Source organism: Acidithiobacillus sp. IBUN Pt1247-S3, assembly GCF_041146875.1.
Taxonomy (GTDB): domain Bacteria; phylum Pseudomonadota; class Gammaproteobacteria; order Acidithiobacillales; family Acidithiobacillaceae; genus Igneacidithiobacillus.
This window is the reverse complement of the sequence record NZ_JBFRXP010000003.1, coordinates 160843-186734: the sequence shown is the minus strand read 5'-3', so window position 1 is coordinate 186734 and position 25892 is coordinate 160843. Positions and strand designations below refer to the sequence as shown.

The window sequence follows — 25892 nt, the reverse complement described above, 5'->3', positions numbered from 1 at the left end:
GCTGTACGCTGTAAGCATAGTACGAAAATACGACAAACTGGAAAAGGCGAAACCACCGTTCCTTCTCAAGGACGTTCCAGGACATGGACGTAGACTTTTCTAATGAGCCTTCCATGAGCTCCCACAACACTATTGTTGTGTGGGTGCATGCGTTTCTCGGACCGCGATGGCAATCCAGACTCCGGAAATGGCGACGATGCCAGCCGTCAACCAGATCGTCGGCAAAGCGGCATCCGTCCACTGGGCTGCGCCACCCAAAAGCAGTCCGCCAATGGCATATCCGGTATCACGCCAGTAGCGATAGATCCCCAACGTCTTGCCACGTGCCGCCGCAGGCGCCACATCTGCCATCGCCGCGATCAGGTTGGGATAGAGCAGCGCCATACCGATGCCCATGACTGCGGCCGCCAGTATCCAGGCGGCAAAGTGGTGGACCAGGGCAACGCCTACTAGTCCAAGCGTCAACAAGAAGAACCCAGACAGGATGGGCGCCTTGCGCCCCACACGATCCGCTAGATGCCCAGTCCAAAACTGACATAGGCCCCAGACCATAGCGTAGATACCGGTAATCCAGCCGATGTGTACGACCCCTTGGCCATGAAAACGAAAGTACACTGGCAGCATCACCCACACCAGCGTATCCGCAACCTTATTGGCAACCCCACCCTGGCAGAGCGCACGATAGGTGCGATCCCGAAATGAGACTCGGACAAAGCTCTGCCAGCGGCTTTCTTGTGGTGTTTTGACGGTGTCAGAAGCGGTTGGATTTTGGGGACTCTGCTCCCGAGATTCGGTTTGTGCCCAAGGCAGGGTATCGCGCACCCAAGGAAGCAAAAGCAAGGCTAATGCAACGACCAACAAGGCAAAGCCGAGGAGCGCCCAGCGCGGGCCAACAGCCAACGCTAGATATCCCGTCACCAAGCCGGCCAGTCCTACGGCAATATAGCCCATGGCTTCGTTGATACCTACGGCGAGGCCGCGTTGTCGAGTCCCCGCCAGATCGATCTGGCTGGTCACCGTCATGGTCCAAGTGAACGCCTGATTAATACCCAAAAAGACGTTGGCGGCGATGATCCACCACCAGTTCGGGGCAAAGAAAATCAGCAAGGGAATGGGGATGCCAGCCAGCCAACCCCAGAACAACACGTGTTTCCGGCCTACTCGATCGGAGAGGTCGCCAGCAACAAAGTTGAGGGCGCCTTTCACCAAGCCAAAAGAAATGACGAAACTCGCCAGAAAGAAAAAGGCATGACTGCCTAGCCCAAAGTCTTGGCGCATGGTAGGCAAGACGTTGCGTTCCATGCCAATGATGAGTCCGACAAAAAATACCTGCACCGTCTGTAGGACGAATTGTTGTGAGTTTTGCGCAATGCCCCGCGGATACTGCGCGGTGGCCGCAGGAGGCACGGCGCTCACGCCGAATCTTTCTGCGGGAGCTGTACCAGTTCCGCGCGTTGCTGCGTGGTGATTTCCATTTGCTCCAGAATCAGTCCACGCACGAGCTGGCAGGTCTCCAATACCTTGGGGCTGGTCAAGCGGTAATGACAGAAGGTGCCACATTTTTCGCAGTGGACCAGGCCCCGCGCCTTGAGAATGTTGAGGTGCTGGGAGAGATTGGCCTTTGAGAGTCCGGTCCGTTCTGCCAGTTCTCCGGCACTGTGTTGCTCTTGGCCCAAAAAGTGGATGATCTCCAAGCGCTTGGGGTGAGCAAGGGCAGCGAAGACCTCAGCAAAGAGGGCGAAGCGTACCGTTTTTGCGCTCATGCCCCACGTCCCAGATTGGCCGCCACGATCTGGTCCATCTGCGCGGGCCGGGGGGGGATGCTGGCGACCAGCTCGCGCACAAAGGTTGCGCGATCCATCTGCAAATAGGGGTCCCAGCGTTTCTCGAAGGCCAGAGTGGAACTGGCCTTGCCTGACAGCCCCGCACCACAAACGCTGCCTGCCGCGTGTCCGGGGTAGATTTCGAGGGTATCTGCCAAGGGAAGGATTTTTTTCTGTAGGCTCTCATAGAGCAGGGCCGCCATTTCTTCCGGCGTTCCCCCCAGATCAGGCCGCCCGACGGCGCCGACGAAGAGGGTGTCTCCTGTCAGTAAAAACCAGGGCTCGGGTCCGCGCCGCCGGTCGGTCACCAAGAGACAGACACTGTCTCGCGTGTGTCCTGGCGTATGCAGAATTTGGGTGTGGACGTTCCCGGTTTCTAGCACTTCGCCATCGTGCAGGGCATGAATCGGAAAACTGACCTGATCCTGATCACTCTCATGCATGCAGTAGGGCGCCTCGACTTGCTGCGCCAACTGCCGCCCGCCGGAAAGATGGTCGGCATGGAGGTGGGTGTCGATAACATAGGAGATGCGCACACCCTTTTGCTCTGCTTGTCGCACAAACCAATCCTCGTCCCCAGCGACGACATCAACCGCCACAGCGAATCCCTTGCCGCCACAACCATAGAAATAGGACTGCGTGCCATCGGCGCCGCCGCGCTGCTGAAAAAACATGGTTCACCTATTCGTTAGTTTCGATATTTGTAAACTATAAGGGGCGTCAACCAGTTGTCAAGCACAAGTAACCGGTCCAGAGATGTCTGGCGCACGTACTCTGTTCCTGCAGAGATCAATGCTTGTGGCGATGGTGAATATCGGGGTAGTGAGCGTGACTGTGGCCGAGGGGTGCGTGCTCGTGCCAATGGTTATGGCGGGTGCCGGGAGTGACGGGGAAATCATGTGCATGTTGGTGGTGGGCATCATGGACATGGGTATGACTATGCGCCATGAATTGGTGCTGATGAAAGTGAACGTGTTGTTCTGTGAGATGAAGCCAAACCCCGAGGCCCATCAGTGCGCCGGCGGCAAGTAAAGGAAAAGTCACTGGCGCCCCGAGTCCTACTGCCAATGCGGCGCCAATGAACGGGGCAATAGAAAAATAAGCGCCAGTACGTGCGCTGCCCAAATGCCGCAATGCGACGACAAACAAGGCAAGACTTACCCCGTATGCCAATATGCCTACCCCCATCGCGCTGGCGACGTTGGGCCAGGCAGGGAGATGTTCCCCCAAGACAAACGCGAGCCCGAGGTTCACCGGCGCCGCCAACAAACCCTTGACCTCGGCAATCCAGGTGGCGTCGGCAAAGGAGATCTTGCGCGTGAGATTGTTATCGAGTCCCCAAGCGAAACACGCAGCCAAGATGGAGAGGCTTGGCCAGAGTTGACCGAAGCCAGCGCGTCCTGGCCAGCTCAGAATCAAAGCCCCGACGACGATGGCGCCCATGCCCAGAGCAATCCGGCGATCGAAATTCTCGCGGAAGACAAACCAGGCCAGCAGGGCGGTGAATACCCCTTCTGCATTTAACAGCAGAGAAGCATTGGAGGCGGGTATGCCGGTAAGGCCCCACATCAAGAACACAGGACCCGCGACCCCACCAGCGAGGATAGCTCCCCCTAGCCAGGGCCATTCACTGCGGGGGAGGCGCACCGTTTTAGCGCCAGAAAGCATTCGCCAGATCCATAGGGCCAACCCGGACCCGAGATACAGCAGCCCCGCCATGAGCCATGGGCTGACGGAGTGCAAGAGAATTTTGGCGATTGGCGTTCCGGCGCCAAAGAGCAAAGCGGCCCCCAAGGCAGCGAGCACGCCGGGATGGCGTAGACTTTCTCGTAGCCCAGAGGTCACGAGCAAGCCTCGCGTCTTCGTTCTAGCCATTTGCGCAAGGCGATGAAAAGCAGGGTATACCAGATTGCCGTCACCGATACCGCGCCAAAAGCCGTTAGCCAGGTTTCGTGCATGAAAACCCCATTATCGTTTGACGATCTGTCAGATCATGCCGGGATCATCGCAGCCAGGGTAGAAAACGTCCATAGCATCTGGTCAGTTACACAAGGCAACGCCAAGAATTTGTGCAAGGCCTGCTGTTCCGGGCAACATCTAATTGTTGTCAAAGAATTCCATGCCATACTCTGTACCCATGTTCCGCAAAACATCATATTTTTTCGTCTGCCGGCATTTGGTGATGCCCAGTACCTGCGTCGGCATTTTTCTGCTCTTCCTTGCGCCTGCCGCGCGGGGGTCGTCTTGGACCCTTTCTCAGGCTGTTCAACGCGGTGTAGCTGTACAGGCGCAGGTAGCGGCCAGCAAAGAACGGGCAAGTGCCAGCCAGGACTTGGCCAAGGCCGCACAGGCGAGTCGTTTGCCACAATTATCCTTGCGCGCGGGAAGTATCTGGTCGGCGAGCCGTGAAAATCAGCCACTCTTTGTCTCTGCCAATGGCAGGCAGGAGACGATTGGCCAACTTGCGATCACGGCGCCGGTGATTGATGCACAATTGCAAGCGTTGGCGCAGGCGGCGCGGGATAGTGCCGCGGCTGCGCAGATTCAAATTGCGCTGACACGATTGCAAACCGCGGCAAGTATTACCAATGTTTGGTTTCAACTCGCATTAGCGCAGGAGCAGACTACGCTTTGGCAGCGTACTGCAGGCTATGACAAGAGACTCTTTGCCCGCACCCAGGAAGCCTTTCATGCCGGCGCGCTCGCCCGCATCGATGTCGTGCAGACCGAACTCTTGTTGACTCAGGCGCGTAGTCAACTGGCCCTGGCCAAGGTGCAGCAGCAGACCGAGCGGCGTGCGCTCAATTTGCAGTTGGGGCTTGGCGTCAACGCCAATACGACGATTCGCGGGAATCGCCCGCCATCACCAGCTCCGTCTGTTTCCCTGTCGCAACTATGGCAGCAGATGCAGGCTAGTCAGCCCCTTTTGCGGCTTGCCGAGAAAGAGATTGTCGTGGCGCGCGCAGAAAAGGCGGTGCAAAAAGCCGCTTATCTCCCGGTGCTCAATGCCCAACTTGCCTATGGAATCGATAACAATGGTATACCACATCGGCGGGATTTGGGTTGGCAGGTCGGGCTGGGTCTGAGCATGCCTCTTTTTGGTTTTGGTCGACGCCAAGCCCAGGTGGCGGCGGCAGATGCCAACCTTGGGGCAGTGCGTGCCGATCGAGAGGCGCTACTGTTGCAGATGCATGCGCGCCTCAATCAAGATTGGGGCGTATATCGACGTGCCCAGGAAAATGCCCGTCATGCGGGAAAAATTGCCAACGACGCCGAAGCGGTCTATCGCATGACGCGAAAAGGTTTTCACGCCGGTGCCATCAATGCCCTGAATCTTGCGCAGGCACAGAATACCTGGATTCAAGCTCGCCTGACCGATGTACAAGCCCGTTTGCGGGTGGAGTTGGCGTTCAAACAACTACTCCTGGACACGGGGCAATTGCCATGATCATTGTGCGACGCTGTTGCTTCTGGCCATTTCTGATTTTTCTCCTGACCCAGACGCCCGCCGCATTCGCTGCCGGGATACCCGTACAGGTGGCAAGGGTGCAGTCGGCACTATCGCAAACGACCATGTCGGCGCTGGGGGAGGTACGTAGTCGTGCCGAAGTTACCTTGGCGGCACCCGTGACGGGTCGGGTGCTCGGACCACTGCGCCAGGATGGCCCGGTTCGTCGCGGGACGTTGCTGGCACAGATTCAGGCCGCAGGTTTTTCCGCCCGCATTGCCGCCGCCCAGGCGCAACAGGGTTACGCCAAAGACGCCCTGCAACGCGATCAAAAACTGTTTCGTGATGGAGTTATTGCTCGCGCGCAAGTGGATTCCGCTCGTCTGGCGGCGCGCCAGGCACAGGATGCCCTTGCCGCGCTACAACAGCAGTCTGCACAAATGCAGATTCAGGCACCTATCTCGGGGATGCTCCAATACCTGGTACCGGTTGGTGCTACGGTTGCGGCAGGAACGCCAATCGCCCGCATTGATGGGCGTGGCAGGCCCTGGATACAGGCCCTGGTGCCACCGCGTTTGGCACAGGCGTTGACCGTTGGTGAACCAGTGATGATCAATGATAATGGCAGCGACCTGACCGGCACCGTGCGCAGCGTCGGACAAAGCGCGCGGCAGTCTGGTTTGGTAGCAGTGCTCGTTGATCTGCCTACGCAGAGCCGTTTGCTTCCGGGAGAATGGGTAACGCTGCACTTGCCTGGCAAGGTGTCGAAAAAGGCGCATTTGGAGGTGCCTGTAGATGCCATCGTCATGCACGGTGCCCAGAGTTTTGTCTGGCGCATCGAAAAAGGCCGTGCGCAACAGGTGCCGGTGCAGGTGATCGCGAAGAATGGAGATATGGTCGTCATTCATGCGCTATTACGTGCCGGAGAACAGGTGGTTACCCGTGGCAATATCCGCCTCAGCCCAGGCTCTGCGGTAACGTCACTACCATGATCCGCCGCTATCTGCAATTTCTCTGGGAGACGCGCAGTACGCTCTTCCTGCTGATATTGCTCTTGCTGGCTTCCGGAATCTACGCCTTTTTCCAGATGCCCGAGAGCGTATTTCCTCCGGTCGATTTCCCCAAGGTGGCGGTGCTGGTGCATACGCATGACCTGCCGGTAAAGTTTATGTTGCTGCAGGTGACGCGCCCCTTGGAAGACGCGGCCAAGGGGGAGCCCGGTGTCACCCTGGTTCGCGCCCAGACCGGTAACGGCTTAAGCAAGCTACATATCTATTTTCGCCAGGGGACCTCTCCAGAACAAGCCTATCTCCTGTTGCAAGCCCGCCTTTCGCAGATTTCATTGCCGCCCGGGTCCAGCATGAGTGTGCGCTTGATGACCCCCAACATCTATCCCTTGGTGGAATACGCTCTGGTCTCCCATCACCTGGATAGCTCTGCCATGATGGCGACCTTTGCCTTCACTATCCGACCAGCGCTTTTGGCCATTCCCGATGTGTACCACGTCGACGCGACAGGGCGGGGATGGCCGGAAGTTCGGGTAACGCTCAATCCACGTCGGTTGGCCCAATATCATCTTACCAGTGCTGATGTCGTTAGCGCGTTGCGCGCCTATCAGGGGCCTTATTTTTCCGGGGTGCTGCATGCTTACCATGAGCAATTTTTGCTGGGCACGACGCCGCGGCCTGAGAGTATCGCTGCCCTGGCCGCGCTCAATTTACCCATTGGTCCTGCAAATGCGCAGGGTATTCGTACCCCGCTTGCTCTGGGCACCTTGGGGAGCATTCACGTTGCCCCGCCGCCGCGCCTGCGGGAGGCCGCCGTGGCCGGATGGCCGCACGCATTGCTCTTGGACGTTTCGGCGCAGCAGGGCGCAAACCAGACGCAAGTAGCAACCGATATACAGCAAAAACTGCAAGATCTCGCTCAGCATTTACCGCCAGACACGCATCTGGTTCCCATCTACGACCTCAGTCATCTGGTCAGTTCTAGCTTGAGAGATGTCTGGATCGCGCTGGCCTTGGGCACCGCGCTTGCCTTTCTGGTGGTGTTGCTCTTTCTCGGTCGTTTGGATGCTGCCATCTCGACTTTGACGGTGGTCCCCCTCGCTCTCGCAGCAACCTTGCTCACCCTGCACGCTCTGGGCTTTGGCATCGACATCATGACCTTGGGAGGGATTACCGCGGCCATCGGGGCGCTAGTGGACCATGCCATTGTCATTGTCGAGCGCGGCATTCATGGCCTGCACGAAGAAGACGCTGAAGCCCGGCGCGAGCGCGCCCTGCAACGTATTCACGACATCTTGCCGCTAATGACCTTTGCCACGCTCACCGCATGTGTTGTGTTCTTGCCCTTGGTTTTCCTCTCGGGAACCGTAGGGTTGTTGTTCCGTAGCATGGCGCTAGCTATCGTTATCGCTTTGGTCACTTCGCAAATTATTGCGCTGACGGTGACGCCGATTTTTGCGCTGTGGGTAGCCGGACGTGCCCGACGCCATCACCGACTTTGGGGCGAGCGATGGTTGCGGCGGCAGTATGGGCGCCTGCTCATCCGTGGCATGCGCCGCCCGTGGCTTGCGGCGCCGCTGGTGGTCTTGCTTCTGCTGCTCGCTGGCGTGGTGGGCACCCAGTTGCCAACTGCCTTTTTGCCCCATTGGGATGAAGGAATATTTGTGGTTCCCTTCCGTACTCCGGTAGGGAGCAGTATTCGCGAAACCTTGCATGTCGGTAGAAAACTTATGGCGATCGCGCAGCACAATCCCAACGTAGAGCATGTTTCGCTCGTTGTTGGGCGGGGTTTGGGAAACGCCTACGCCACGCCCAACAAGGGTGGTTTGACGATCCTGCTCAAGGATCAACGCACAGAAACCACCGAGCAGGTCATGCGTAATCTGCGCCACGACTTTCGCGCGGCAGAGCCCAATCTGACTACCCTGGAAACGCAACAAGTCATGATCAATCGCCTGGGGAATATGTCTGGTTCTCACGCCCCGTTGGTGATTCAGTTATTCGGCAGTGACCCCCGCCATTTGCAGGCGGTAGCCGCGACCCTTACCCAGAAATTAACGACCAGCCACGAGTTCCACTCCATTGTTCTCAAGGCGCCATCTGCCGGGCCGGAGATTCAGATACGACCGAACGCGCTCGCTACTATGGAAGGATTTACGCCGCAAGCCATTGCAAGTGCGCTGAAAGCTCGCTTTTGGGGGCAGACCGCTGGCTTCCTCTTGCATGGCGAGCAGATCCTCCCCATCGACATCCACGTCGCGCCGCATCCCGGTACCACACCGCAAACGATGGGCGACACGCTCCTAACATTGCCCAATGGGACCATGGCACCACTGTCGCTAAGTGCGGATACCCATCTGCAGGGTGTCGTGCCCTATGTTACTTACCAGAATCTGGTGCCCGATGCGGAAATCAAATTAAGCCCGCGTGCCGGCGAAGGCCTGGCCACGGCTGCAAGACGGGCGCAATCCATCATTGCGCAGATGCAGTTACCAGTCGGTGTTACGAGCCAAATCGTGGGCTACTATCAGGAGCAGCAGAAGAGCTTTCGGCAAATGTTGATCATCCTGGGCGCCGCCTTGCTCATCCTTCTCGTCTTGCTGGGATTTCAGTTTGGCAGCCAGCGGGCGGCCGGGGTGGCGCTGTTTTCGGTGGCACTATCCGCTCCTGGCGCGCTGCTGCTCTTGCTAGTGAGTGGAACGGACCTCGATAGCACCGCTTTTTTGGGCATATTGCTGGTCTTCGCCATTGCGGTGAACAACGTCATTCTGATCTTTGCGCGGGCACGACAGTTGGGGGGCAATCACCCGCGACCATCCTTGGTCGCCTTGGCCGCGCGGCAACGGCTGCGCCCCATCCTGATGACCATGTTGGCCGATGTTTTTGGTTTTCTGCCCTTGGCCGTTGGCATCGGGCATGGCACCGATCTTCTCCAACCCCTTGCGCTCTCGGTTATGGGTGGATTGTTCATCGCAACCCTGATGAGCCTGTGGCTTGCGCCCGTTCTTTATGCAGGTTTTTCAAACCGTTCAGGGAGAAAGGTATGGAAGAGAGTAATTGGCCTAAGCAACTGAAATGGCTGCATATCGCCTTCGCCGTCCTAGTGACGTTTCAGCTCTTCAGTCAGCTCAAAATGCACGCAATCTGGAAGCATGTGAATGTAGCGCCCTATCAGCACGTGTTGTATTGGGCGCACATGATCCTGGGCACGGCGACCTTCCTAGTCGTTTTGCTATTTTGGCGACAGATTTATCTGTCCCGCGAGCTGCGTCTGCATCTGTTTCCCTATGTGGGAATCCACCGCAGTCGTATCTGGACCGATATTACCCATGCCTGTCGCGGCAATTTGCCGGAGGGAGGCATGCGTGGTGGTTTGCCAGGATTTGTGCATGGATTGGGGATTTTGGTGGTAACGACCATGGGACTGAGCGGAATCTTGATGTTTTATTTGATTCTCTCGGCCCATGGAGTCAAGCCTGCCGCTACGTATTATGAGTTTCCCAAGAGTATTCATTCTCTGGTAGCGAATTTGCTCTGGGCGTATTGGGGTGGGCATATCACCATGGCGCTATTACATGCCCGGAGGAATCCGAGAATTTTACGGGTTTTTGTACCTGAAATATAAACGCCTCAATCCGGCTCATGGTTATAGCTCCTCCGTTTTGAATTCAGCAGACGGGCGTCGCTGCCCAGCTTTTCGGTGACTCGTTCGAGTTTCTTCCGGTTATCTCGATCAATATTCCCTATACGCCGGGCTTGCCATTCTCCAGCCCTGGGGTCATGGTGACCGCCCATTGGCGTCAGACCCGCATGCTGTTGGGTATCTTTGACGCCGACGGCTACCGTCCTTTTCGCAGCCCCATAGGGCAGGATGGTTTTCTGTATTATGCCGAGTTGGACCATGTCATCCCGCTTGGTGACGGTCATTTCACCTGGAAGCTGGGAGGCTATGTCAACGCCGTTTCGGGCAATTACCTGACGCAATACACCACGATAGGAGCGGCGGGAGCGCAATCAGGGCTGTACGGAATTGCCGAATATCGCTGGCAGGGCAAGGGCGCCGACTGGGGGCTATTTATGCAGGCAGCCGGCACCCCTGCCAGCGCTGCATCGGTAGCGACCTACTTCGGGACGGGGCTGCGTGTGCGCCATTTTCTGCGCAGATCGGAGGGCACCACGTTGAGCATCGGTATGGCACGAGTGTCGCAACGATCCAGCGGGTCCGAAACCCTTCTGGAGATGAATCTACGCCAGCCCCTATTCGATCACGTGTTCCTGTCCCCGGATATCCAGTACGTCATCAACCCTGGCGCCAATGCGGCATCCTATGCCATTCCTGACGCCTGGGTGGGCATGCTGCGTATCGGCTGGCGTGGTCGGATCTAGCTGGCGAAGCCAAAGACGGCTGTTTCATCCCCACTAGTTAGTAAGCTACAGCCAGTGGCGCAAAATTATTTTGGAATTTCTGGTTAAAACGGCAATTTGATTCATATGGATGGTGGAGGCATTGATCAAATAGGGATTGCCCCAAAAAATCGCAACCACCTACTTCAGGTTAGACAGAATGAAAAAAGGCACCTAGCAAGTTGTGCTAAGTGCCTGATTCTTTTGGCTCCCCGGGACAGGCTCGAACTGCCGACCTAGTGATTAACAGTCACCCGCTCTACCGACTGAGCTACCGGGGAAAAGTTCGCGTAGGATACCGATAGTGTCTGCAGGCGTCAATGCGCAAAATCTGCAATGTGTTGGTGCGAACCGGTGACGCCAAAGCGCCAATCCAGGTGACCAAAGCATTGTGCACGGTAACGATGCCCGGGTTGACGACGTGCTGAAAGACGGCTTGGCGTTTTCGGGTGCTGATAGTTTTGCCGTGGCCAAATGCAGCGCAAGCTTTGTGATGCGGCAATGCTGTTTGCTACCATGCGAGCGGGGAATGAGGATAAGGACAATGACAGACGCACTTTTGGTACTTTGCCCGATGAGCGACGCCGCAACGGCCGAAGAAATCGCGCAAACCCATTGTGTCGGTGTTGCCGGAATATGCGCAATGGCTGGCAAACAGTCTCACAAGCCCAGAAGATCTGGCCTGACTATTGCTGCAGATTGGTAGAGATGATCCTGATGCAAATCGAGGGGAGTGTATGAAGTTCGAAAGATCAGGTGCTTACGAGTATCTGATGCGGATTCACGCGGGGCGTAGCCTAGTTTCCATCTTGGGCCTGTTGGGACTTTGTTGGCTCCTCCTGGGCAGTGCCCTGGGAAGTTCTTTCTTATCGCCAGACCAAGCATTCCAGTTTTCCGCCCACTCTGCTGGGGCAGGGAAACTGTCGCTGCAGTGGAAGGTGGCTCCCGGTTACCACTTGTATCGCTCCAAGGTGCAGGTGCAATTGGCGCCGAGCAATGTGCACATGGGCAAACTCCAGCTGCCACCAGGAAAACTGCTAGATGATCCCGCCTTTGGTAAGGTGCAGGTGCTTGAGGGTGACAACAGTGTTCTACTGCCCTACACCATTACGGGTACGGCACCAAAAATGATTGAGGTCACCAGCACCTTCCAGGGCTGTGCCAACGCCGGCGTTTGTTACCCGCAGCAGAAAAAGACCATTGCTGTTTCCCCGGCCCCCAGATTATTGGCAGAGACCGCGCCGCTGGTACTAAGCAGTGCTGCCGTGCAGACCTCTCCGACTGTCAGCGCGCCGACACCAGTTGCCCCCCAAAGTAATGCTGCTACCCTCGCCAAGGCACTGCAGAAAAGCTTTGGCTGGACCCTGGTTCTGTTTTTTGTGTCAGGGCTGGGCCTGGCCTTTACACCCTGTGTTTTCCCCATGATCCCTATTCTTTCCGGCATTATTGTTGGGCAGAAAGAGCGGCCTAGTCGTACCCGTGCCTTTGCCCTGTCGCTGGCTTACGTCTTGGGTATGGCCCTGACCTATACCATTGCTGGCATTGCAGCGGCGCTGACGGGTGCCTATCTGCAGGCGTTTTTTCAGAGCCCTTGGGTGATTAGTGCTTTTGCTCTCATCTTTGTCCTACTTGCCCTGTCGATGTTCGGTTTCTACGATTTGCAGATGCCCAGTGCCATACAGACGCGCCTGTCTCGTGTGGGTAAAGGTGGGCACCTGTTCAGCAGCTTTGTGATGGGGATTTTGTCGGCACTGATCGTCGGGCCCTGTGTGGCCGCCCCCCTGGCAGGTGGCTTGCTCTTTGTTTCGCAAACGGGAAACGTGTTGCTCGGTGCCCTGGCATTGTTTGCCCTCAGCATCGGGATGGGAATTCCGCTGTTGGTGATTGGCACCTCTGCCGGACATTTTCTGCCCAAAGCGGGCCCGTGGATGGATGGCATCAAGGCAGTGTTTGGAGTCTTGATGCTGGGAGTGGCCATCTGGTTTCTCAGCCGTATCTTGCCCGGTTCCGTTACCTTGCTGCTCTGGGCCTTGCTCGCGATCTTTTCCGGGGTGTATTTACGCGCGCTGGAGCCTGCTGCGGCTGGTGGTTGGAATCTCATCCGTAAGGCCCTGGGGGTGGCCCTGCTCGCCTATGGTCTGGTGATGGGAGTTGGCGCCCTGCAGGGGCAGACCGACCCGCTACATCCGTTGGCCGTGAGCACAACGAGCTCTTCCCCCAGCGTGAATCCTACGGAGCTATCTTTTCAAGTCGTCAAAAGTCCCGCGGCCCTGGATGCCGCACTGCAGGCCGCGCACGGTAGGCCAGTACTGGTGGACTACTGGGCGAAATGGTGTGTGGAATGTGCGCGTATGGACCAGACCGCCTTCCGCGATCCCCAGGTGGAGCAGGCGCTTGCCGGATACACGCTTATTCGCGTGGATGTGACAGCCAATAATGCCAGCAGCCAAGCGCTGCTCAAACGCTATCGTTTGGCGGGGCCACCGGCCTTTATTCACATTGCCAGCAATGGACAGGTGGCGGCAGTACAAGAGGGGTATCTCGGACCGGATGCCTTTCTACACTGGCTGGGCACGTCGTCCAAGTAAAAACAAGAAGGCAGTCAGTGCCCGCTTTTTTGCAGCGGGCCGCCCTTGAGTAGGTAGAGCGTGCCGCAGTAGGGGCAACGCGCCTCGCCCGTTTCCTCAATCTTCAAAAATACGCGTGGATGCCCGTTCCAGGCCCCGCCCAGGGGGCGGGGACAGGCCAAGGGTAACTCGTGCGGGTCGATCTCGACGAATCCTTGCGCACAGCATTGGATGTTCTGCGGGCCACTATTCACGGTTTCAGTCGACATAATGCAGCCATTCCGGATGGTCGTCGCGGCGTCCGGCTACGGTATCGAAGTAGCGCTGCTGCAGGGCCTCGGTGATGGGACCACGACGCCCGTTGCCGATTTTCCGGTCATCGATCTCGCGAATCGGCGTCACCTCTGCTGCAGTACCGGTAAAGAAGGCCTCGTCGGCAATGTAGAACTCGTCGCGGGTAAGCTGCTTCTCGACAATGGGGATGCCGGCGTCGCGCGCAAAGCGCAGAATCGTGTCGCGGGTGATGCCTTCCAGGGCGCTGGTAAGGGTAGGGGTATAGAGAATCCCGTCGCGCACCATAAAGATGTTTTCCCCGGAACCCTCGGCCACATAGCCCTCGCGATCGAGCAACAGGGCCTCATCATAGCCGCCGTTGTGGGCCTCACGATGGGCCAGCATGGAGTTCATGTAATTGCCACTGGCTTTGGCTTTGCACAAATGGATGTTGACGTGGTGGCGGCTGAAGGAGCTGATTTTGACACGAATGCCGCGCTCCAGAGCTTCTTGTCCGAGGTAGCTGCCCCAGGACCATGCGGCGATCAAAGCGTGCACTTTCAGACCCTTGGCGGCCAGTCCCATGCCCTCCGCACCGTAGAAGAACAGAGGACGAATGTAGGCAGACTCCAGGCCGTTGGCATGAATGACTTCTTTCGTTGCCGCGTTGATCTCCTCTGGCGTAAAGGGCGCATCCATTTGCAGGATCTTGGCGCTGTTGAAGAGGCGTTTGGTGTGTTCCGGTAACCGGAAAATGGCGGGGCCACGTTCGGTAGCGTAGGCGCGCTCGCCCTCAAAGCAACCAAGCCCGTAATGCAGGCTGTGGGTTAAGCCATGCACTGTGGCTTCGCGCCAGGGGACGAGCTTGCCATCAAACCAGATGAAACCATCGCGATCTTCCATCGACATCGTTTACTCCTCAAGGGGCGCCAAGCCCAGTCGTGTTGTCCATTCTTGCACTTGCAGCGCGGTGTTCTGCACGGCTGCAAACTGCGGGTCGTCCTGTTCGAGTGCGGGCGCCTGCAAGCGCAGCCAACACCGGTTTTCTGCGTCGCGCAACGCCAGCCAGGCGCCCTCCAGCTCCGCCACTGCGCTTTGTTCCCACAGACCCAACTCGCCCAGTGTCAAAAGGGCCTCATGGGTGCTGGGAACGCGCAATAGATCGGGATTGTCCGCAGAAAAAGAGAGAATAGCAAACTGCACGAGAAATTCGATATCCAGTAAGGCCCCCGGACTCAGTTTCAGATGGAACTGCTCCTTGGGTACCGGTTTTTCGCGCGCAATTCGCTGGCGCATGCTCCGGATTTCCTGGGCCAGATCGGCCCGATCACGCGGACGGCAGAGAATTTCCTGCCGTAATTCGGCAAATTGTTGTCCGAGCTTGGTATCACCGGCAAGAAAGCGCGCGCGGGTCAGGGCCTGGTGCTCCCAAGTCCAGGCCGATTCGCGCTGGTATTTGCGAAAGGCAGTCAGCGAACTCACCAGAGGGCCAGACTGGCCGCTGGGACGCAGGCGCATGTCGATCTCGTACAGGGTTCCGGCGCGGGTGAGAACGCTGAGGATGTGAATCAGCTTCTGTCCCAGGCGGGCAAACCAGGCCGCGGCACTTAGGGGGATACGCCCGCTGCTCTCTAGCTCCGGCGGCGCATCATAGAGAAAGACGAGATCAAGATCGGAGGCGAGGCCCATTTCCCGACCACCGAGCTTGCCGTAGGCGATAACGGCAAAAGGTGGGTTGGCGTAACCGGGTAGGGCGCCATGCTGTTGCAGCATCGCCTCGATTGCCCAGGGTAGGGCACGCTGCAGGCAGAACCCCGCCAGGTCGCTTAGCTCCGGCAGTAATTTGGCGACGTCCTGCTTGGCCGTCCAGAACGCACTGGCCATGAGCAGCATCTCGGTATTCTTGAAGCGCCGCAGCAGGTCCATGCGTTCTTCCAGGTCGCGTTCGCGATCTTCCTTCTCGCTGAAGAGCTGGGGCCAATCCCGTGCTGCCGCGGAGCGCCCACAGAGTACATCTTCGAGCAAAGATGGAAAGCGGATCAGTTCCTGCGTGAGCCAAGGGCTTTCGAGATAGTCCTCCAGTCGTCCCAGCCAGTGGGGGTTTTCCGCTAAGAGCGCAAGATATTGCGCTTGCCCGAGTAGGGCATCGAGAAGCCGCAAGTAATTGTTGAGCAGTGTTGCAGGTGCTGATGCGTTAGCCAGCCGCCGCAGGATGCCGGGCACGAGGGTGTCGAGCCGTGCCTGTCCGCGTTGCGAAAGCTGCAGTACGCGCCGGTTGCGCGCAAAATGTCGCAGTGCCAGCCAACAGTCCTCGTGCGCATTGGGGACGAGTTGTCCCCAGGCATCTGGAATGCTGTCCTCGATGGCATTGCGGGCCGCGAGCCAGGCGATCTGCGCGGCATCATTTTCCGCACTGGTTGCTGGTACTGGTAGGGTCTGCAGAAAAATCTCGTGTACCTGCGCTCGTCCGTCTTCGATTTCTTTTTGCAGCATCTCTGGATCGGCCGCATCCAATGCGCAGGCGAGGCGTAGCCAAGCCAGATTGTCGCTTGGTAAAGTCTGGGTTTGCCGATCCTCCACCATTTGTAAAGCATGCTCCACACGACGCCACAGACGGTAATAGTGTTGCAAAGTCGCGATCACACCGTTGCTGAGCAGGCCGGCGGTGGCGATCTGATCCAGACTGCGCAGAGTGTTGCGCTCGCGCAGCGCAGGCAAGCGGCCACCGTGGATCAGTTGCAAGGACTGAACAATGAACTCAATTTCGCGGATACCACCCAGGCCCTTCTTGATGTCTTGGCTGGCTTGGCCTTGTTCCGCATCCATCAGCGCCTTGACGCGGCGCAGCCCGGCGAGGGCGGTAAAGTCCAGATAGCGACGGTAGAGAAAGGGTTGCAGGCGCTGCCATACCTCCTCAGCAAAGGCTAGATCGCCGGCGACGGGACGCGCCTTGAGCAGCGCATAGCGTTCCCAACTGCGGCCATGGCGATGGTAATACTGCTCCAGGGCATCAGCGGTGACGCACAGGGGGCCGGCATCGCCAAAGGGGCGCAGACGCATGTCCACGCGAAAGACGAAACCCTCGGCGCGCAGCTCGCTCAGGGCGCGAATCAACCATTGACCCAGTCGCTGAAAATAGCTGGGATTATCAAGGGGCATTGGGCCATCGCTCTCGCCGGATGCGCCATATACAAAGAGCAAGTCGATGTCGGAGGAAAGATTCAGCTCTTGTCCGCCCAGTTTGCCCATGCCAAAAACGACAAAGGGTACGACTGCGCCGGACTCGTCACGCGGACTACCATGGCGTTTGTGCAATAGCTGCTGGCCATAGTCCAAGGCGGCTGACAGGGATTCTTCGGCAAGTTCGCTAAGAGATTGCACCGTCTCGTCGACGGCGCCAGGCCCACGCAAATCCTGCCAGATGATTTGTAGCATGCGGGCTTGTCGGTGGCGACGCAGGGCCGCCAGGAACTTGTCTTCGGATATTTCCGGCTGCCAGACGAAGGGAGTGGGCGCTGCGGCTAGTTGATTCAGCAGTACAGGATGTTGTTCCAGAAGCCGACGTGCATAGGGGCTAGCGATGAGCATACGCCGCAGCCTGCGTTGTTCTTCGCTGCTGTAAAGAGGATTGTGCATAGCTGCCACAAATGCCTGAAAAGCACTTTCTAGTTGGGCCTTCTCATCGGGGAAATCCACGAGACCCGGTGCGCAGGAATCCTCCTCTGCCATGCCTTTCTCCATATCGTTCACGACGCTCTAAGCATCATGCCTGAAATGGCGCCCATACGCGCGCTTGAAACTCGCGCCCAGCTCTTGCTAGAATTGCCGGATAAGTAAGCCGGGATGGCGGAATTGGTAGACGCGCCGGACTCAAAATCCGGTGGTGGTGACACCGTGTCGGTTCGACTCCGACTCTCGGTACCATTTGAGAAAAAACCCGGGTAATCCGGGTTTTTTTATGGCAGTAGCGTTGATTGCGGAGAGTAAATCGTGCAAAAACTCATGCCTTATCGCTGGCTTGCCTTGGCCACCTTGTTCGCTGCCGCACCTCTGAGCGGTTGTGTAGCCCTAGTCGCAGCGGGTGCTGGAGCTGGTGCAGTCACTTATGTGGAAAATGGTGGTGTCGCCAATTACTACGCTTTCTATCCTGTGAGTGTCGCTCGCGCCAGCGCGGCCACCCAGGCGGCCTTCTCGCAAGTGGGCATCCGCTATGAGGGCATGATCCAGAAAAGTCCCAACGAGATCTTGATGGAAGGCAGCGATGCCCAGGCACAACGAGTAAAGGTGACTATCACTTCTATGGCTACCGATGTGAGTAAGGTAAACATCCGCGTTGGTACTCTCGGCGATAAGAAAGTTTCCCTCGCCCTCCAGCAAGCCCTAGCCAACCAACTAGGTATTCAGCCGACGGCACAAGCTCCCGCATCAGTATCGGCGCCAGCAGTGCCAGCCGCAACGGAACAACCTGCACCCGAAGAGCAGCAGACGATTCCGCTGCAATAGTCTGTACTCAGCGAGATTCCTGTCCCACCGCTGCGGAGATGCTAGAGAAACCATCACGGCGTAACAGCGCCGTGAGTTCCCCTGGGAATGCGTGCAGCATTGCGCTCCCCCCCCAGATCCAACCACTATACACCTGCACCAGACTGGCCCCCGCGAGGATCTTGGCATAGGCGTCTTCCGCCGAGAATATCCCGCCAACGCCGATGATAGGTAGCGCACCATGACTCTCGCGATAGAGCTTTGCTAGCACTTGCGTTGCCAGATCCCGCAGGGGCACGCCACTCAGGCCACCCGTTTGCTCGGCAGGCTGCCAATCGCTTGGGCGAGACAGTGTGGTATTGCCGGCAATGAAGCCGTCCAATAGGGGCGATTCCTCGCGCGCGAGCTCGCCCAGAGCGGCGATGTCCGCATCATCCAGATCGGGGGCGATCTTGAGTAGCAACGGTACTTGCGTGCGTTTGGTTGGTAACTCCTGACGTAGCTCTCGCAGATGCTGTAGCAGGGGGCGCAAATGCTCGAGTTGTTGGAGTTGGCGCAACCCTGGGGTGTTTGGTGAGCTGACGTTGACGACCAGATAATCGGCGTAGGGGGCCAAACAACGCAGAACCTGGGCGTAATCTTCTATCGCCTCCTCGAGTGGCGTGTCTTTGTTTTTGCCTAGATTGATCCCGAGCGGTACCGGCAGCGTCCCGGCGCCGCGCAGGTTTTTCTCGACTAGCTCCATGCCAACGCTCGGGAAGCCCAGGCGGTTGATTACGGCTCGTTCTGAAGGGTAACGAAAGAGACGCGGTTGCGGATTCCCCATCTGGGGACGCGGAGTCACCGTGCCGATCTCCAGGAAGCCAAAACCCATCGCAGAGAGGGCAGGCAGGGCGCGGGCGTCCTTGTCGAAGCCAGCGGCCAGGCCAAGGGGATGGGCAAAATCCAGACCCCAGAGTGTCTGCCGAAGCAGGGGGTCCAGGGGCGCCGCCGGCCAGAGATGAGCGCGCGTGCGCGGCATCCGGCTCAATAGCTCCAGCGCCTGCAAGCTCCACTCATGCGCACGTTCGGGGTCTTGTTGAAAGAGAATGCCGCGCAGCAATTGCTCGATCATACCCAGTCCCGCGGGGTCAGAAACTCCTCTTTCAATCGTGCTTCCGGGCTGTTTGGCTCGCCGCGCCAGTCATATTCCCAGGCGGCGATGGGTGGCAGGGACATCAGGATACTTTCCGTGCGCCCTCCGGATTGCAGTCCAAAGAGCGTGCCGCGATCGTAGACCAAGTTAAACTCCACATAACGGCCGCGGCGCAGTAACTGAAACTGGCGTTCTCGCCCCCCGTATGGCAATTCCCGGCGGCGCTCGGCAATGGGCAGATAACTGGGCAGGAAGCTTTGCGCGACATCTTCCCAAAATGCTTGAAGCTGTTTGCCGTCGCCCTGCAGGTCATCAAAAAAAATCCCGCCTACGCCACGCATTTCATCACGATGACGGATGGTGAAGTATTCATCACACCAGGTCTTGAAACGTGGATAATAATCAGGATGATGGCGATCACAGGCATTCTTCAGAGTGCGATGGAAATGCTCGGCATCTTCGACAAAACCATAGATAGGTGTGAGATCGGCGCCGCCGCCAAACCACCAGGTATCCCCCGCCTGAAAGAAGCGGTAGTTCATGTGCACGATGGGCACGTATGGGTTGCGCGGATGCAGAACCAGAGAGACTCCCAAGGCATGAAATGGCTTTCCGGCAATCTGCGGGCGTTTCGCTGTCGCGGATGGCGGCAACTGCGTACCGTACACGCGAGAAAAGTTTACCCCACCTTTCTCGAAGAGATCGCCCTCGGCGATCACCCGCGTGCGCCCACCGCCGCCTTCCGGACGGTCCCAGTGATCCTCGCGGAACTGGGCGACCCCATCGGCAGCGGCGAGCTGGGCGCAGATTTCATCCTGCAGATCCAGTAAAAAGGTTTCTAATGCATCGAGCTGGGGGATGATCATCAGCCACTCCTGAGTACTTTGCCACTGCGGGCATCGATAATTGTACTTGGGCGACGTGCACCGCCCAAACGGGCAGACAGCACGGTTACCCGACGGCCAAAATAGCGATATACCTCGCGTAAAGAACGTGCGGGACGTTTCCCAGCGGGATTAGCACTGGTAGAAACAATGGCGCCGCCAAATGCTGCGCTGAGCTGCTGCACGGCTGGGTGGGCACTAACGCGTAGTGCAATACCGCTATGCCGACCGCGAATCCAACGCGGACACTGGGCGCATGCAGGGAGTACCAAGGTCGTGCCAGGCCAATAGTCGGCGGGATTCAGGGCCAGTGGCGCGTCCCGTTCACAATATCTGTGGGTATGTTGATCTTGGCCGGTAATCAGCAGAACGCCTTTTTTCTGTGCGCGTCCCTTGAGGCGCAAGATTTTGCGAAAAGCCGGTAATTGTTTTGGGTCGCAGCCCAGGCCCCAAACGCCTTCGGTGGGATAGGCAAGGACTTCGCCACGCCGCAAACAGGCTACGGCCCGACGCAGATCAGCGCGGCGTGGGTTGCGCGGCAACATACTTTGGCCTAGCCGCGGCCCCGCGCACGCCAGCCGATGTCGCTGCGTAATTGTTTGCCTGGCCAGCGGATTTTGTCTGCCAGGGCGTAGGCGACCTGCTGGGCACTGGCGACGCTATCGCCCAGGGCCGTAACCCCCAGTACTCGGCCTCCAGCAGTCACAATACCACCATCCTGGGCGCGTGTACCGGCGTGAAAAATCTTCGCATCGGCAGGCTCTTGCTTAGGTAGACCAAGAATAGGGGCGCCGATTTGTGCCGCCTCAGGATACCCTGGGGCCGCAAGCACCACGCAGAGCGCGGTGCGCGGGTCCCAGTCGAGGCTGGCAGGCAAGGGCTCGGCGAGCGCCGCAGCATATAAGACAGGGTACAAATCAGAGCGTAGGCGGAAGAGCAGGGGCTGGGTTTCTGGATCGCCCAGACGGCAATTGAATTCCAGTACCTTCGGTCCGGCGCTGGTAACCATTACGCCTGCGTAGAGGAAGCCGCGGTAGCTCAGGCTTTCTTTTTGCAGGGCGCGCGCCATCGGCTGCATGACCTCGCGGCGAACGCGCTCACTCATCGCGGCATCAAGGATGGGCGCAGGGGAGTAGGCACCCATACCGCCGGTATTCGGCCCTTGGTCTGCATCCAGCAGGCGTTTGTGGTCCTGGGAACCGGCGAGCGGTAGCACCTGCCCGTCACTGATGATGGCAATGAAGCTGGCCTCTTCGCCTTCCAGAAACTCCTCCAGCAGCACCGGCCCCCACGCGAGAAAACGCGCCAGTGCTTCCTCTGCCTCGGCGCGGGTACTGGCAATAACGACTCCCTTGCCGCTGGCGAGGCCATCGGCCTTGACGACGATGGGCAAGGCACAACCCTGCAGGAATTCCCGCCCCGCCGCCAATGAGGTGAAACGGCCATAGGCGGCAGTGGGAATGCCGTGGCGCTCCATGAACTCCTTGGCAAAGGCCTTACTGCCTTCCAGCCGGGCCGCCGCGGCGTTCGGTCCGAAGACGGGAATGCCGCTTCGCCGCAAGGCATCGGGCACGCCAGCTACCAAGGGGGCCTCGGGGCCTATCACGACCAGGGAAACACCTTCGCCATGCGCCACAGCGACGACGGCAGCGCTGTCCAAAGGAGACACGCGGAGATTGCGGCATTTGGGTTCGTGTTCTGTGCCCGGATTGCCAGGTACGCAGAGGACTTCGCCGACCTCGTTAGACTGCGCCAGCTTCCAGGCGATAGCATGCTCGCGACCGCCGCTACCCAGTACCATGACCTTTTGCATAGCGGTCTTCTCCTTAGCCATGACGGAAGTGGCGTACACTGGTAAAGATCATGGCAATGCCATGTTCGTTGGCGCTGGCAATGACTTCCTCGTCGCGAATCGAGCCACCGGGCTGAATGATGGCCTTGACACCAGCGGTGCCAGCGGCATCGACCCCGTCGCGGAAGGGGAAAAAGGCATCCGAGGCCAGCGCCGCACCCTGTAGGGAGAAGCCCAGTTCTTCTGCCTTGGTGGCACCACAACGGGCGGCATCGACGCGACTCATTTGTCCCGCGCCGACCCCCAAGGTGCGCCCATCGGCCGCATAGACAATGGCATTGGAGCGCACGTGTTTCGCCACCTTCCAGGCAAAGCGCAGATCGCGCTGCTCCTCTGCGCTCGGGCTACGCTCACTGACCACGCGCCATTGCCCTTCGTCCTCTACCAAGTCATCAAAATCTTGCAGCAGCAAGCCTCCACGCACACGTTTGAAGTCCCAGGCCCCGGCCTGCCGCCAGCTCTCCGGGGCACCATAAGCCAGCACCCGTAGGTTTTTTTTGCGCGCCAGAATGGCCGCAGCTTCGGGTGCGATTTCCGGCGCAAGGATGACCTCGATGAAAGACTCTGTAATGGCCTGCGCTAGACCAGCATCGATAACGCGATTGCAGGCGATGACGCTGCCAAAGGCCGAAACTGGGTCTGCCGACCAGGCGCGGGCAAAGGCATCGGCGGCGTCTCTGCCAATGGCGGTGCCGCAGGGGTTACCATGCTTGATGATGGCGCAAGCCGGTTCGGCAAATTCCAGCACCAGATTGATCGCCGCGTCACTGTCGCCGAGGTTGTTGTATGATAGCTCCTTGCCTTGTAACTGCTTGGCATGGGCCAAGCCGGTGCCGCTGGCATCCGCATAAAACGCCGCGCGTTGATGCGGGTTTTCTCCATAACGCAGGTTCTGTCTTTGCTCCAGTTGCAAGGTGATGATCTGCGGGAAGTCATCGGGTTTTTCGAGATCGTCGAGATGGCGGGAGAGGTGGTCGGCAATCAAGCCATCGTAGCGCGCCGTATGAGCGAAGACCTTGGCCGCCAACCGATAACGCAGTTTTGCACCGACACCACCATGGCTCTGCTCCATTTCCTGTAGCACCAGTTCATAGTCTGCCGGATCGACTACGACCGTCACGCCCTGCCAGTTCTTGGCGCCAGCACGCAGCATGGTGGGCCCGCCAATATCGATCTGCTCAATGGCCTCGTCCAGGGTTACATCGGGTTGCGCGATGGTCGCCGCGAAGGGATAGAGATTCACGCAAAGCAGGTCGATCGGCGGGATTCCCGCGCGGCGCATGTCTTCTTCTTGCTGTGGATCGTCGCGGCGGGCCAGCAGGCCACCATGAATTTTGGGGTGCAGGGTCTTCAGACGCCCCTCGAGCATTTCCGGGAAACCGGTGTAGTCAGCGACTTCGATCACGGCCAATCCGGCTTCCCGCAACAGCCGCGCCGTACCGCCCGTGGAGAGAAGCTCTACGCCATGGGCAGAGAGCCCGCGCGCAAATTCCACCACGCCCTGTTTATCGGAAACGCTGATGAGAGCTCGTGTTATGCCGCCCATGTAATCTCTTTCCTAGCTGTCGCCCTGGCCGGGCGTCGAAATAAAAAAGGTACGATCAGGAAACCTGTCGTACCCAAACCTCCTGATGGAGGGAGCGTTGCGTACACATCGCCAGCGGCGATGGAATGAAAATATCATATACCCGGCGTGAAAAGCGTGCAATAGCCAATCTGGAATTTAGAGAATCTTGGGAAGCGCGGCCAGTCATGGCAAACTGTCACCCTTCCAAAAATGAACTGGACAGGCCCACAATGCAAAATTCCCTTCCGCAAGAGAGTCACGCCTTGCAAATTGGCGCGGTGCGGCGCGATTTGCCGCTCTTTGCCGTTAGCCCCGACTTGGCAATCGCGGTACTTAATATTCTTGGCGATACCGAACTTTGTGAAGCCGCCGCAGATGCCCTAGCAAAAGATCTTGCGACGCATGAGTATGTTGCCCTCGTAACCGCCGAGGCGAAGAGCATACCGCTGGCGTACGCTCTTTCCCTGCGGGTGAAAAAGCCCTACGTTGTGCTGCGCAAAAACTATAAATCCTATATGGGCGAGGCACTGCAGACTTCAACCCTTTCCATCACCACCGGCAGGCCGCAGACCCTCTATCTGGATGCTAAGGATCGCTCGCTTCTGCAGGGTCAACCCGTGGTTTTGGTCGATGATGTGATCAGTACCGGTTCAACTCTGGAGGCCATGCGCAGCCTGATGGGCGAGGCGCAGGCGCAGATTGCCGCAGTGGCGACGATTTGTACCGAGGGAGATATGCCACCGCAACTGCCAGAGCCATTGCTGGCACTGGCGCATCTGCCCCTGTTTCCGCTGCAAGCGTCATGAACGACATGACGGCTGTTCATGTTTTGACCGCACGTCAGCGCTGCGATCTGGAACTTTTGCTTACTGGTGCCTTTGCGCCGTTGACGGGTTTTATGGACCAGGCGACGTGGGAATCGGTGAGTACGCAAATGCGCCTACCGGATGGCAGCCTGTGGCCGCTGCCGATTACCCTGGAAGTGGCGGATCGCTTGGCCGAAGAGCTTCGCTCGGGCAGCGCGCTACGTCTGGATCGCGAAGATGGTACTCCCCTGGCGCGGCTGCGGGTGACAGAGTGTTATCGTCCAGATCGCCGGCGCGAGGCGCTGTTGGTTTATGGTAGTGATGATCGTGCGCATCCGGGGGTGGCGCAGATTCTCGACCTACCCGCATGGAACGTCGCCGGAAGCGTAGAACCCTGGGAGGAAGATGCACTGCGTCGCGCTGCTGCGGTGGAATTCCCCCCGGAGTACCGCTATCCGCAAGAGCTGCGCACGTTTGCCGCGGGGCGTCCCTTGCTGGCCTTTCAGACCCGTAATCCACTGCACCATGCACATATCGCCATTACGCAGGCAGCGATGGCTGAGCTGGGTGAGGATGCCCGCTTGCTGCTTCACCCGGCAATCGGCCCGACCAAGCCTGGAGATGTGGACGCCGCCGCGCGCATGCGTGCCTACCGTGCGGTGCTACCCCACTATCCCGTGCAGCGGGTCTTGCTCTCGCCTTTGCCTTTGGCGATGCGCATGGCGGGTCCGCGTGAGGCCCTCTGGCATGCGCTGATCCGCCGTAATCACGGCGCTACCCATTTTGTTGTGGGTCGTGCCCATGCCGATCCTGGCCATCCCGAGCGAGGCAGTTGGTATCCGCCCTTTGCCGCCCAGGAACTGCTGGAAGAACATCTTGACGAGCTCGGCATCATCCCGGTGCTCTTGCCGGAGTATGCCTATTCTTCCAAACGCCGTGCCTATGTGCCGCGCGCCGAGGCCAATGGCGAGCGCTTGGCAGAGTTATCGGGAACCGAGTTGCGGCGTCGTTTGGCGGCCAACGAAGAGATTCCCGATTGGTTCTCCCCACCGGAGGTGATTCGCATCCTACGCCAGGCCTATCGGGGTGCCGATCGCCGCGGTTTGGTGGTGTGGTTCACCGGGCTTTCCGCGAGTGGCAAAAGTACCTTGGCAGGGATGCTGGCGCGCCGCCTGGAGAGCCACGATTCTCGCGCGGTGACTCTGCTTGATGGCGATGTGGTGCGGCGTTTTCTCTCTAAGGGCTTGGGTTTTAGTCGCGAAGACCGGGACGAAAACATCCGCCGCATCGGTTTCGTGGCGAGCCTCGTAGCGAGACATGGTGGCATTGCGCTGGTCGCAGCCATTTCTCCCTATCGTGGCGCCCGCGCCGAGGCACGGCGCTTGGTAGAAGAGGCGGGTGGGCTTTTTATTGAAGTCCACGTGGCAACGCCTTTGGCGGTCTGCGCTGAGCGTGATCCGAAAGGTCTGTATGCGCGTGCGCAGCGCGGCGAAATTTCCCACTTTACCGGGGTGAGTGACCCCTATGAAGAACCGGAAGCCCCGGAGTTGCGCCTCGATACCAGCCAGTCGCCCGATGGCGAGGCCTTGGCTGCTTTGTGGCAACATCTACTTGCGGCGGGTGTGCTGCGCGCGGAGCCCTAGG

Annotated in this window: 21 protein-coding genes and 2 tRNA genes; 10 read left to right on the top strand and 13 right to left on the bottom strand. The window is 58.5% G+C overall.

The window, feature by feature from the left end; translation table 11 throughout:
• Window positions 1-129: 129 nt before the first annotated feature.
• From AB4090_RS03825 to AB4090_RS03810, 4 genes are all read right to left on the bottom strand, one after another.
• Window positions 130-1416, bottom strand: a complete 1287-nt coding sequence (locus AB4090_RS03825; protein ID WP_369572534.1) for an MFS transporter — start codon at window positions 1414-1416, stop codon at window positions 130-132.
• Window positions 1413-1763 (bottom strand): ArsR/SmtB family transcription factor, encoded by a 351-nt coding sequence (locus AB4090_RS03820; protein ID WP_369572533.1) that lies wholly within the window; start codon window positions 1761-1763, stop codon window positions 1413-1415. Before AB4090_RS03820 ends, AB4090_RS03825 begins: the two co-directional genes overlap by 4 nt.
• Window positions 1760-2497, bottom strand: coding sequence for an MBL fold metallo-hydrolase (locus AB4090_RS03815; protein WP_369572532.1), 738 nt, complete (start codon window positions 2495-2497; stop codon window positions 1760-1762). The genes AB4090_RS03820 and AB4090_RS03815 overlap by 4 nt, the downstream gene beginning before the upstream one ends.
• Window positions 2498-2612: 115 nt before the next feature.
• Window positions 2613-3698, bottom strand: coding sequence for a DMT family transporter (locus AB4090_RS03810; protein WP_369572531.1), 1086 nt, complete (start codon window positions 3696-3698; stop codon window positions 2613-2615).
• A gap of 307 nt (window positions 3699-4005) precedes the next feature.
• Between AB4090_RS03810 and AB4090_RS03805 the strand changes: the two genes are divergently transcribed.
• The 5 genes from AB4090_RS03805 (at window position 4006) to AB4090_RS03785 (ending at window position 10664) form a co-directional block, all read left to right on the top strand.
• Window positions 4006-5271 carry a TolC family protein gene (locus AB4090_RS03805; RefSeq protein WP_369572530.1) on the top strand — a complete coding sequence of 422 codons (1266 nt, stop codon included), beginning with the start codon at window positions 4006-4008 and terminating at the stop codon, window positions 5269-5271.
• Window positions 5268-6263 (top strand): efflux RND transporter periplasmic adaptor subunit, encoded by a 996-nt coding sequence (locus AB4090_RS03800; RefSeq protein ID WP_369572529.1) that lies wholly within the window; start codon window positions 5268-5270, stop codon window positions 6261-6263. The genes AB4090_RS03805 and AB4090_RS03800 overlap by 4 nt, the downstream gene beginning before the upstream one ends.
• Window positions 6260-9352, top strand: a complete 3093-nt coding sequence (locus AB4090_RS03795; protein ID WP_369572528.1) for an efflux RND transporter permease subunit — start codon at window positions 6260-6262, stop codon at window positions 9350-9352. The genes AB4090_RS03800 and AB4090_RS03795 overlap by 4 nt, the downstream gene beginning before the upstream one ends.
• On the top strand, window positions 9322-9903 hold the full coding sequence (locus AB4090_RS03790; RefSeq protein WP_369572527.1) for a cytochrome b/b6 domain-containing protein: 582 nt from the start codon (window positions 9322-9324) through the stop codon (window positions 9901-9903). The genes AB4090_RS03795 and AB4090_RS03790 overlap by 31 nt, the downstream gene beginning before the upstream one ends.
• A 131-nt stretch (window positions 9904-10034) precedes the next feature.
• The gene (locus AB4090_RS03785) at window positions 10035-10664 is read left to right on the top strand and encodes a carbohydrate porin (protein WP_369572526.1); all 630 of its coding nucleotides are present in this window, start codon (window positions 10035-10037) and stop codon (window positions 10662-10664) included.
• 223 nt (window positions 10665-10887) lie between these two features.
• Here the strand turns inward: AB4090_RS03785 and AB4090_RS03780 are convergent.
• Window positions 10888-10963: transfer RNA gene (locus AB4090_RS03780), tRNA-Asn, on the bottom strand.
• A 456-nt stretch (window positions 10964-11419) separates the two neighbouring features.
• On the opposite strand from AB4090_RS03780, the gene dsbD reads away from it, so the two are divergent.
• The gene (gene dsbD / locus AB4090_RS03775; RefSeq protein ID WP_369572525.1) at window positions 11420-13270 is read left to right on the top strand and encodes a protein-disulfide reductase DsbD; all 1851 of its coding nucleotides are present in this window, start codon (window positions 11420-11422) and stop codon (window positions 13268-13270) included.
• 14 nt (window positions 13271-13284) lie between these two features.
• Here dsbD and AB4090_RS03770 read toward each other — a convergent pair whose 3' ends face one another.
• From AB4090_RS03770 to glnE, 3 genes are read right to left on the bottom strand one after another with little or no spacing between them, the layout of a single operon-like run.
• Window positions 13285-13518: a zinc-finger domain-containing protein gene (locus AB4090_RS03770; protein WP_369572524.1), complete on the bottom strand. Its 234-nt coding sequence runs from the start codon at window positions 13516-13518 to the stop codon at window positions 13285-13287.
• Window positions 13508-14431, bottom strand: coding sequence for a branched-chain amino acid transaminase (locus AB4090_RS03765; RefSeq protein ID WP_369572523.1), 924 nt, complete (start codon window positions 14429-14431; stop codon window positions 13508-13510). The genes AB4090_RS03770 and AB4090_RS03765 overlap by 11 nt, the downstream gene beginning before the upstream one ends.
• Window positions 14432-14434: 3 nt before the next feature.
• On the bottom strand, window positions 14435-17251 hold the full coding sequence (gene glnE, locus AB4090_RS03760) for a bifunctional [glutamate--ammonia ligase]-adenylyl-L-tyrosine phosphorylase/[glutamate--ammonia-ligase] adenylyltransferase (protein WP_369572522.1): 2817 nt from the start codon (window positions 17249-17251) through the stop codon (window positions 14435-14437).
• Between the two features lie 108 nt (window positions 17252-17359).
• Here glnE and AB4090_RS03755 point away from each other — a divergent pair.
• Both AB4090_RS03755 and AB4090_RS03750 read left to right on the top strand, forming a co-directional pair.
• A tRNA-Leu gene (locus AB4090_RS03755) sits at window positions 17360-17446 on the top strand.
• Window positions 17447-17512: 66 nt separating this feature from the next.
• Complete coding sequence (locus AB4090_RS03750) at window positions 17513-18025, top strand: DUF3568 family protein (protein WP_369572521.1); 513 nt, start codon at window positions 17513-17515, stop codon at window positions 18023-18025.
• 7 nt (window positions 18026-18032) lie between these two features.
• Here the strand turns inward: AB4090_RS03750 and AB4090_RS03745 are convergent, their stop codons facing one another.
• From AB4090_RS03745 to purH, 5 genes are read right to left on the bottom strand one after another with little or no spacing between them, the layout of a single operon-like run.
• Complete coding sequence (locus tag AB4090_RS03745; protein WP_369572520.1) at window positions 18033-19118, bottom strand: quinone-dependent dihydroorotate dehydrogenase; 1086 nt, start codon at window positions 19116-19118, stop codon at window positions 18033-18035.
• Window positions 19115-20005, bottom strand: a complete 891-nt coding sequence (gene hemF / locus AB4090_RS03740; protein ID WP_369572519.1) for an oxygen-dependent coproporphyrinogen oxidase — start codon at window positions 20003-20005, stop codon at window positions 19115-19117. The genes AB4090_RS03745 and hemF overlap by 4 nt, the downstream gene beginning before the upstream one ends.
• A complete protein-coding gene (locus AB4090_RS03735) occupies window positions 20005-20568 on the bottom strand; it encodes an L-threonylcarbamoyladenylate synthase (protein ID WP_369572518.1) in 564 nt (187 codons plus the stop codon). The genes hemF and AB4090_RS03735 overlap by 1 nt, the downstream gene beginning before the upstream one ends.
• A gap of 8 nt (window positions 20569-20576) precedes the next feature.
• A complete protein-coding gene (gene purD / locus AB4090_RS03730) occupies window positions 20577-21836 on the bottom strand; it encodes a phosphoribosylamine--glycine ligase (protein ID WP_369572517.1) in 1260 nt (419 codons plus the stop codon).
• A gap of 13 nt (window positions 21837-21849) precedes the next feature.
• A complete protein-coding gene (purH, locus tag AB4090_RS03725; protein ID WP_369572516.1) occupies window positions 21850-23421 on the bottom strand; it encodes a bifunctional phosphoribosylaminoimidazolecarboxamide formyltransferase/IMP cyclohydrolase in 1572 nt (523 codons plus the stop codon).
• Window positions 23422-23672: 251 nt separating this feature from the next.
• Between purH and AB4090_RS03720 the strand changes: the two genes are divergently transcribed.
• Both AB4090_RS03720 and cysC read left to right on the top strand, forming a co-directional pair.
• Window positions 23673-24248 carry a phosphoribosyltransferase family protein gene (locus AB4090_RS03720; RefSeq protein ID WP_369572515.1) on the top strand — a complete coding sequence of 192 codons (576 nt, stop codon included), beginning with the start codon at window positions 23673-23675 and terminating at the stop codon, window positions 24246-24248.
• Window positions 24245-25891: an adenylyl-sulfate kinase gene (gene cysC, locus AB4090_RS03715; protein ID WP_369572514.1), complete on the top strand. Its 1647-nt coding sequence runs from the start codon at window positions 24245-24247 to the stop codon at window positions 25889-25891. The genes AB4090_RS03720 and cysC overlap by 4 nt, the downstream gene beginning before the upstream one ends.
• Window position 25892 lies beyond the last annotated feature (1 nt).

Coding starts and splice junctions, on each gene's coding strand:
- AB4090_RS03820 (WP_369572533.1), bottom strand. CDS start 1,763: ATGAGCGCAAAAACGGTACGCTTCGCCCTCTTTGCTGAGGTCTTCGCT.
- AB4090_RS03815 (WP_369572532.1), bottom strand. CDS start 2,497: ATGTTTTTTCAGCAGCGCGGCGGCGCCGATGGCACGCAGTCCTATTTC.
- AB4090_RS03810 (WP_369572531.1), bottom strand. CDS start 3,698: ATGGCTAGAACGAAGACGCGAGGCTTGCTCGTGACCTCTGGGCTACGA.
- AB4090_RS03805 (WP_369572530.1), top strand. CDS start 4,006: ATGCCCAGTACCTGCGTCGGCATTTTTCTGCTCTTCCTTGCGCCTGCC.
- AB4090_RS03800 (WP_369572529.1), top strand. CDS start 5,268: ATGATCATTGTGCGACGCTGTTGCTTCTGGCCATTTCTGATTTTTCTC.
- AB4090_RS03795 (WP_369572528.1), top strand. CDS start 6,260: ATGATCCGCCGCTATCTGCAATTTCTCTGGGAGACGCGCAGTACGCTC.
- AB4090_RS03790 (WP_369572527.1), top strand. CDS start 9,322: ATGGAAGAGAGTAATTGGCCTAAGCAACTGAAATGGCTGCATATCGCC.
- dsbD (WP_369572525.1), top strand. CDS start 11,420: ATGAAGTTCGAAAGATCAGGTGCTTACGAGTATCTGATGCGGATTCAC.
- AB4090_RS03770 (WP_369572524.1), bottom strand. CDS start 13,518: ATGTCGACTGAAACCGTGAATAGTGGCCCGCAGAACATCCAATGCTGT.
- AB4090_RS03765 (WP_369572523.1), bottom strand. CDS start 14,431: ATGTCGATGGAAGATCGCGATGGTTTCATCTGGTTTGATGGCAAGCTC.
- glnE (WP_369572522.1), bottom strand. CDS start 17,251: ATGGCAGAGGAGGATTCCTGCGCACCGGGTCTCGTGGATTTCCCCGAT.
- AB4090_RS03745 (WP_369572520.1), bottom strand. CDS start 19,118: ATGATCGAGCAATTGCTGCGCGGCATTCTCTTTCAACAAGACCCCGAA.
- hemF (WP_369572519.1), bottom strand. CDS start 20,005: ATGATCATCCCCCAGCTCGATGCATTAGAAACCTTTTTACTGGATCTG.
- AB4090_RS03735 (WP_369572518.1), bottom strand. CDS start 20,568: ATGTTGCCGCGCAACCCACGCCGCGCTGATCTGCGTCGGGCCGTAGCC.
- purD (WP_369572517.1), bottom strand. CDS start 21,836: ATGCAAAAGGTCATGGTACTGGGTAGCGGCGGTCGCGAGCATGCTATC.
- purH (WP_369572516.1), bottom strand. CDS start 23,421: ATGGGCGGCATAACACGAGCTCTCATCAGCGTTTCCGATAAACAGGGC.
- AB4090_RS03720 (WP_369572515.1), top strand. CDS start 23,673: ATGCAAAATTCCCTTCCGCAAGAGAGTCACGCCTTGCAAATTGGCGCG.
- cysC (WP_369572514.1), top strand. CDS start 24,245: ATGAACGACATGACGGCTGTTCATGTTTTGACCGCACGTCAGCGCTGC.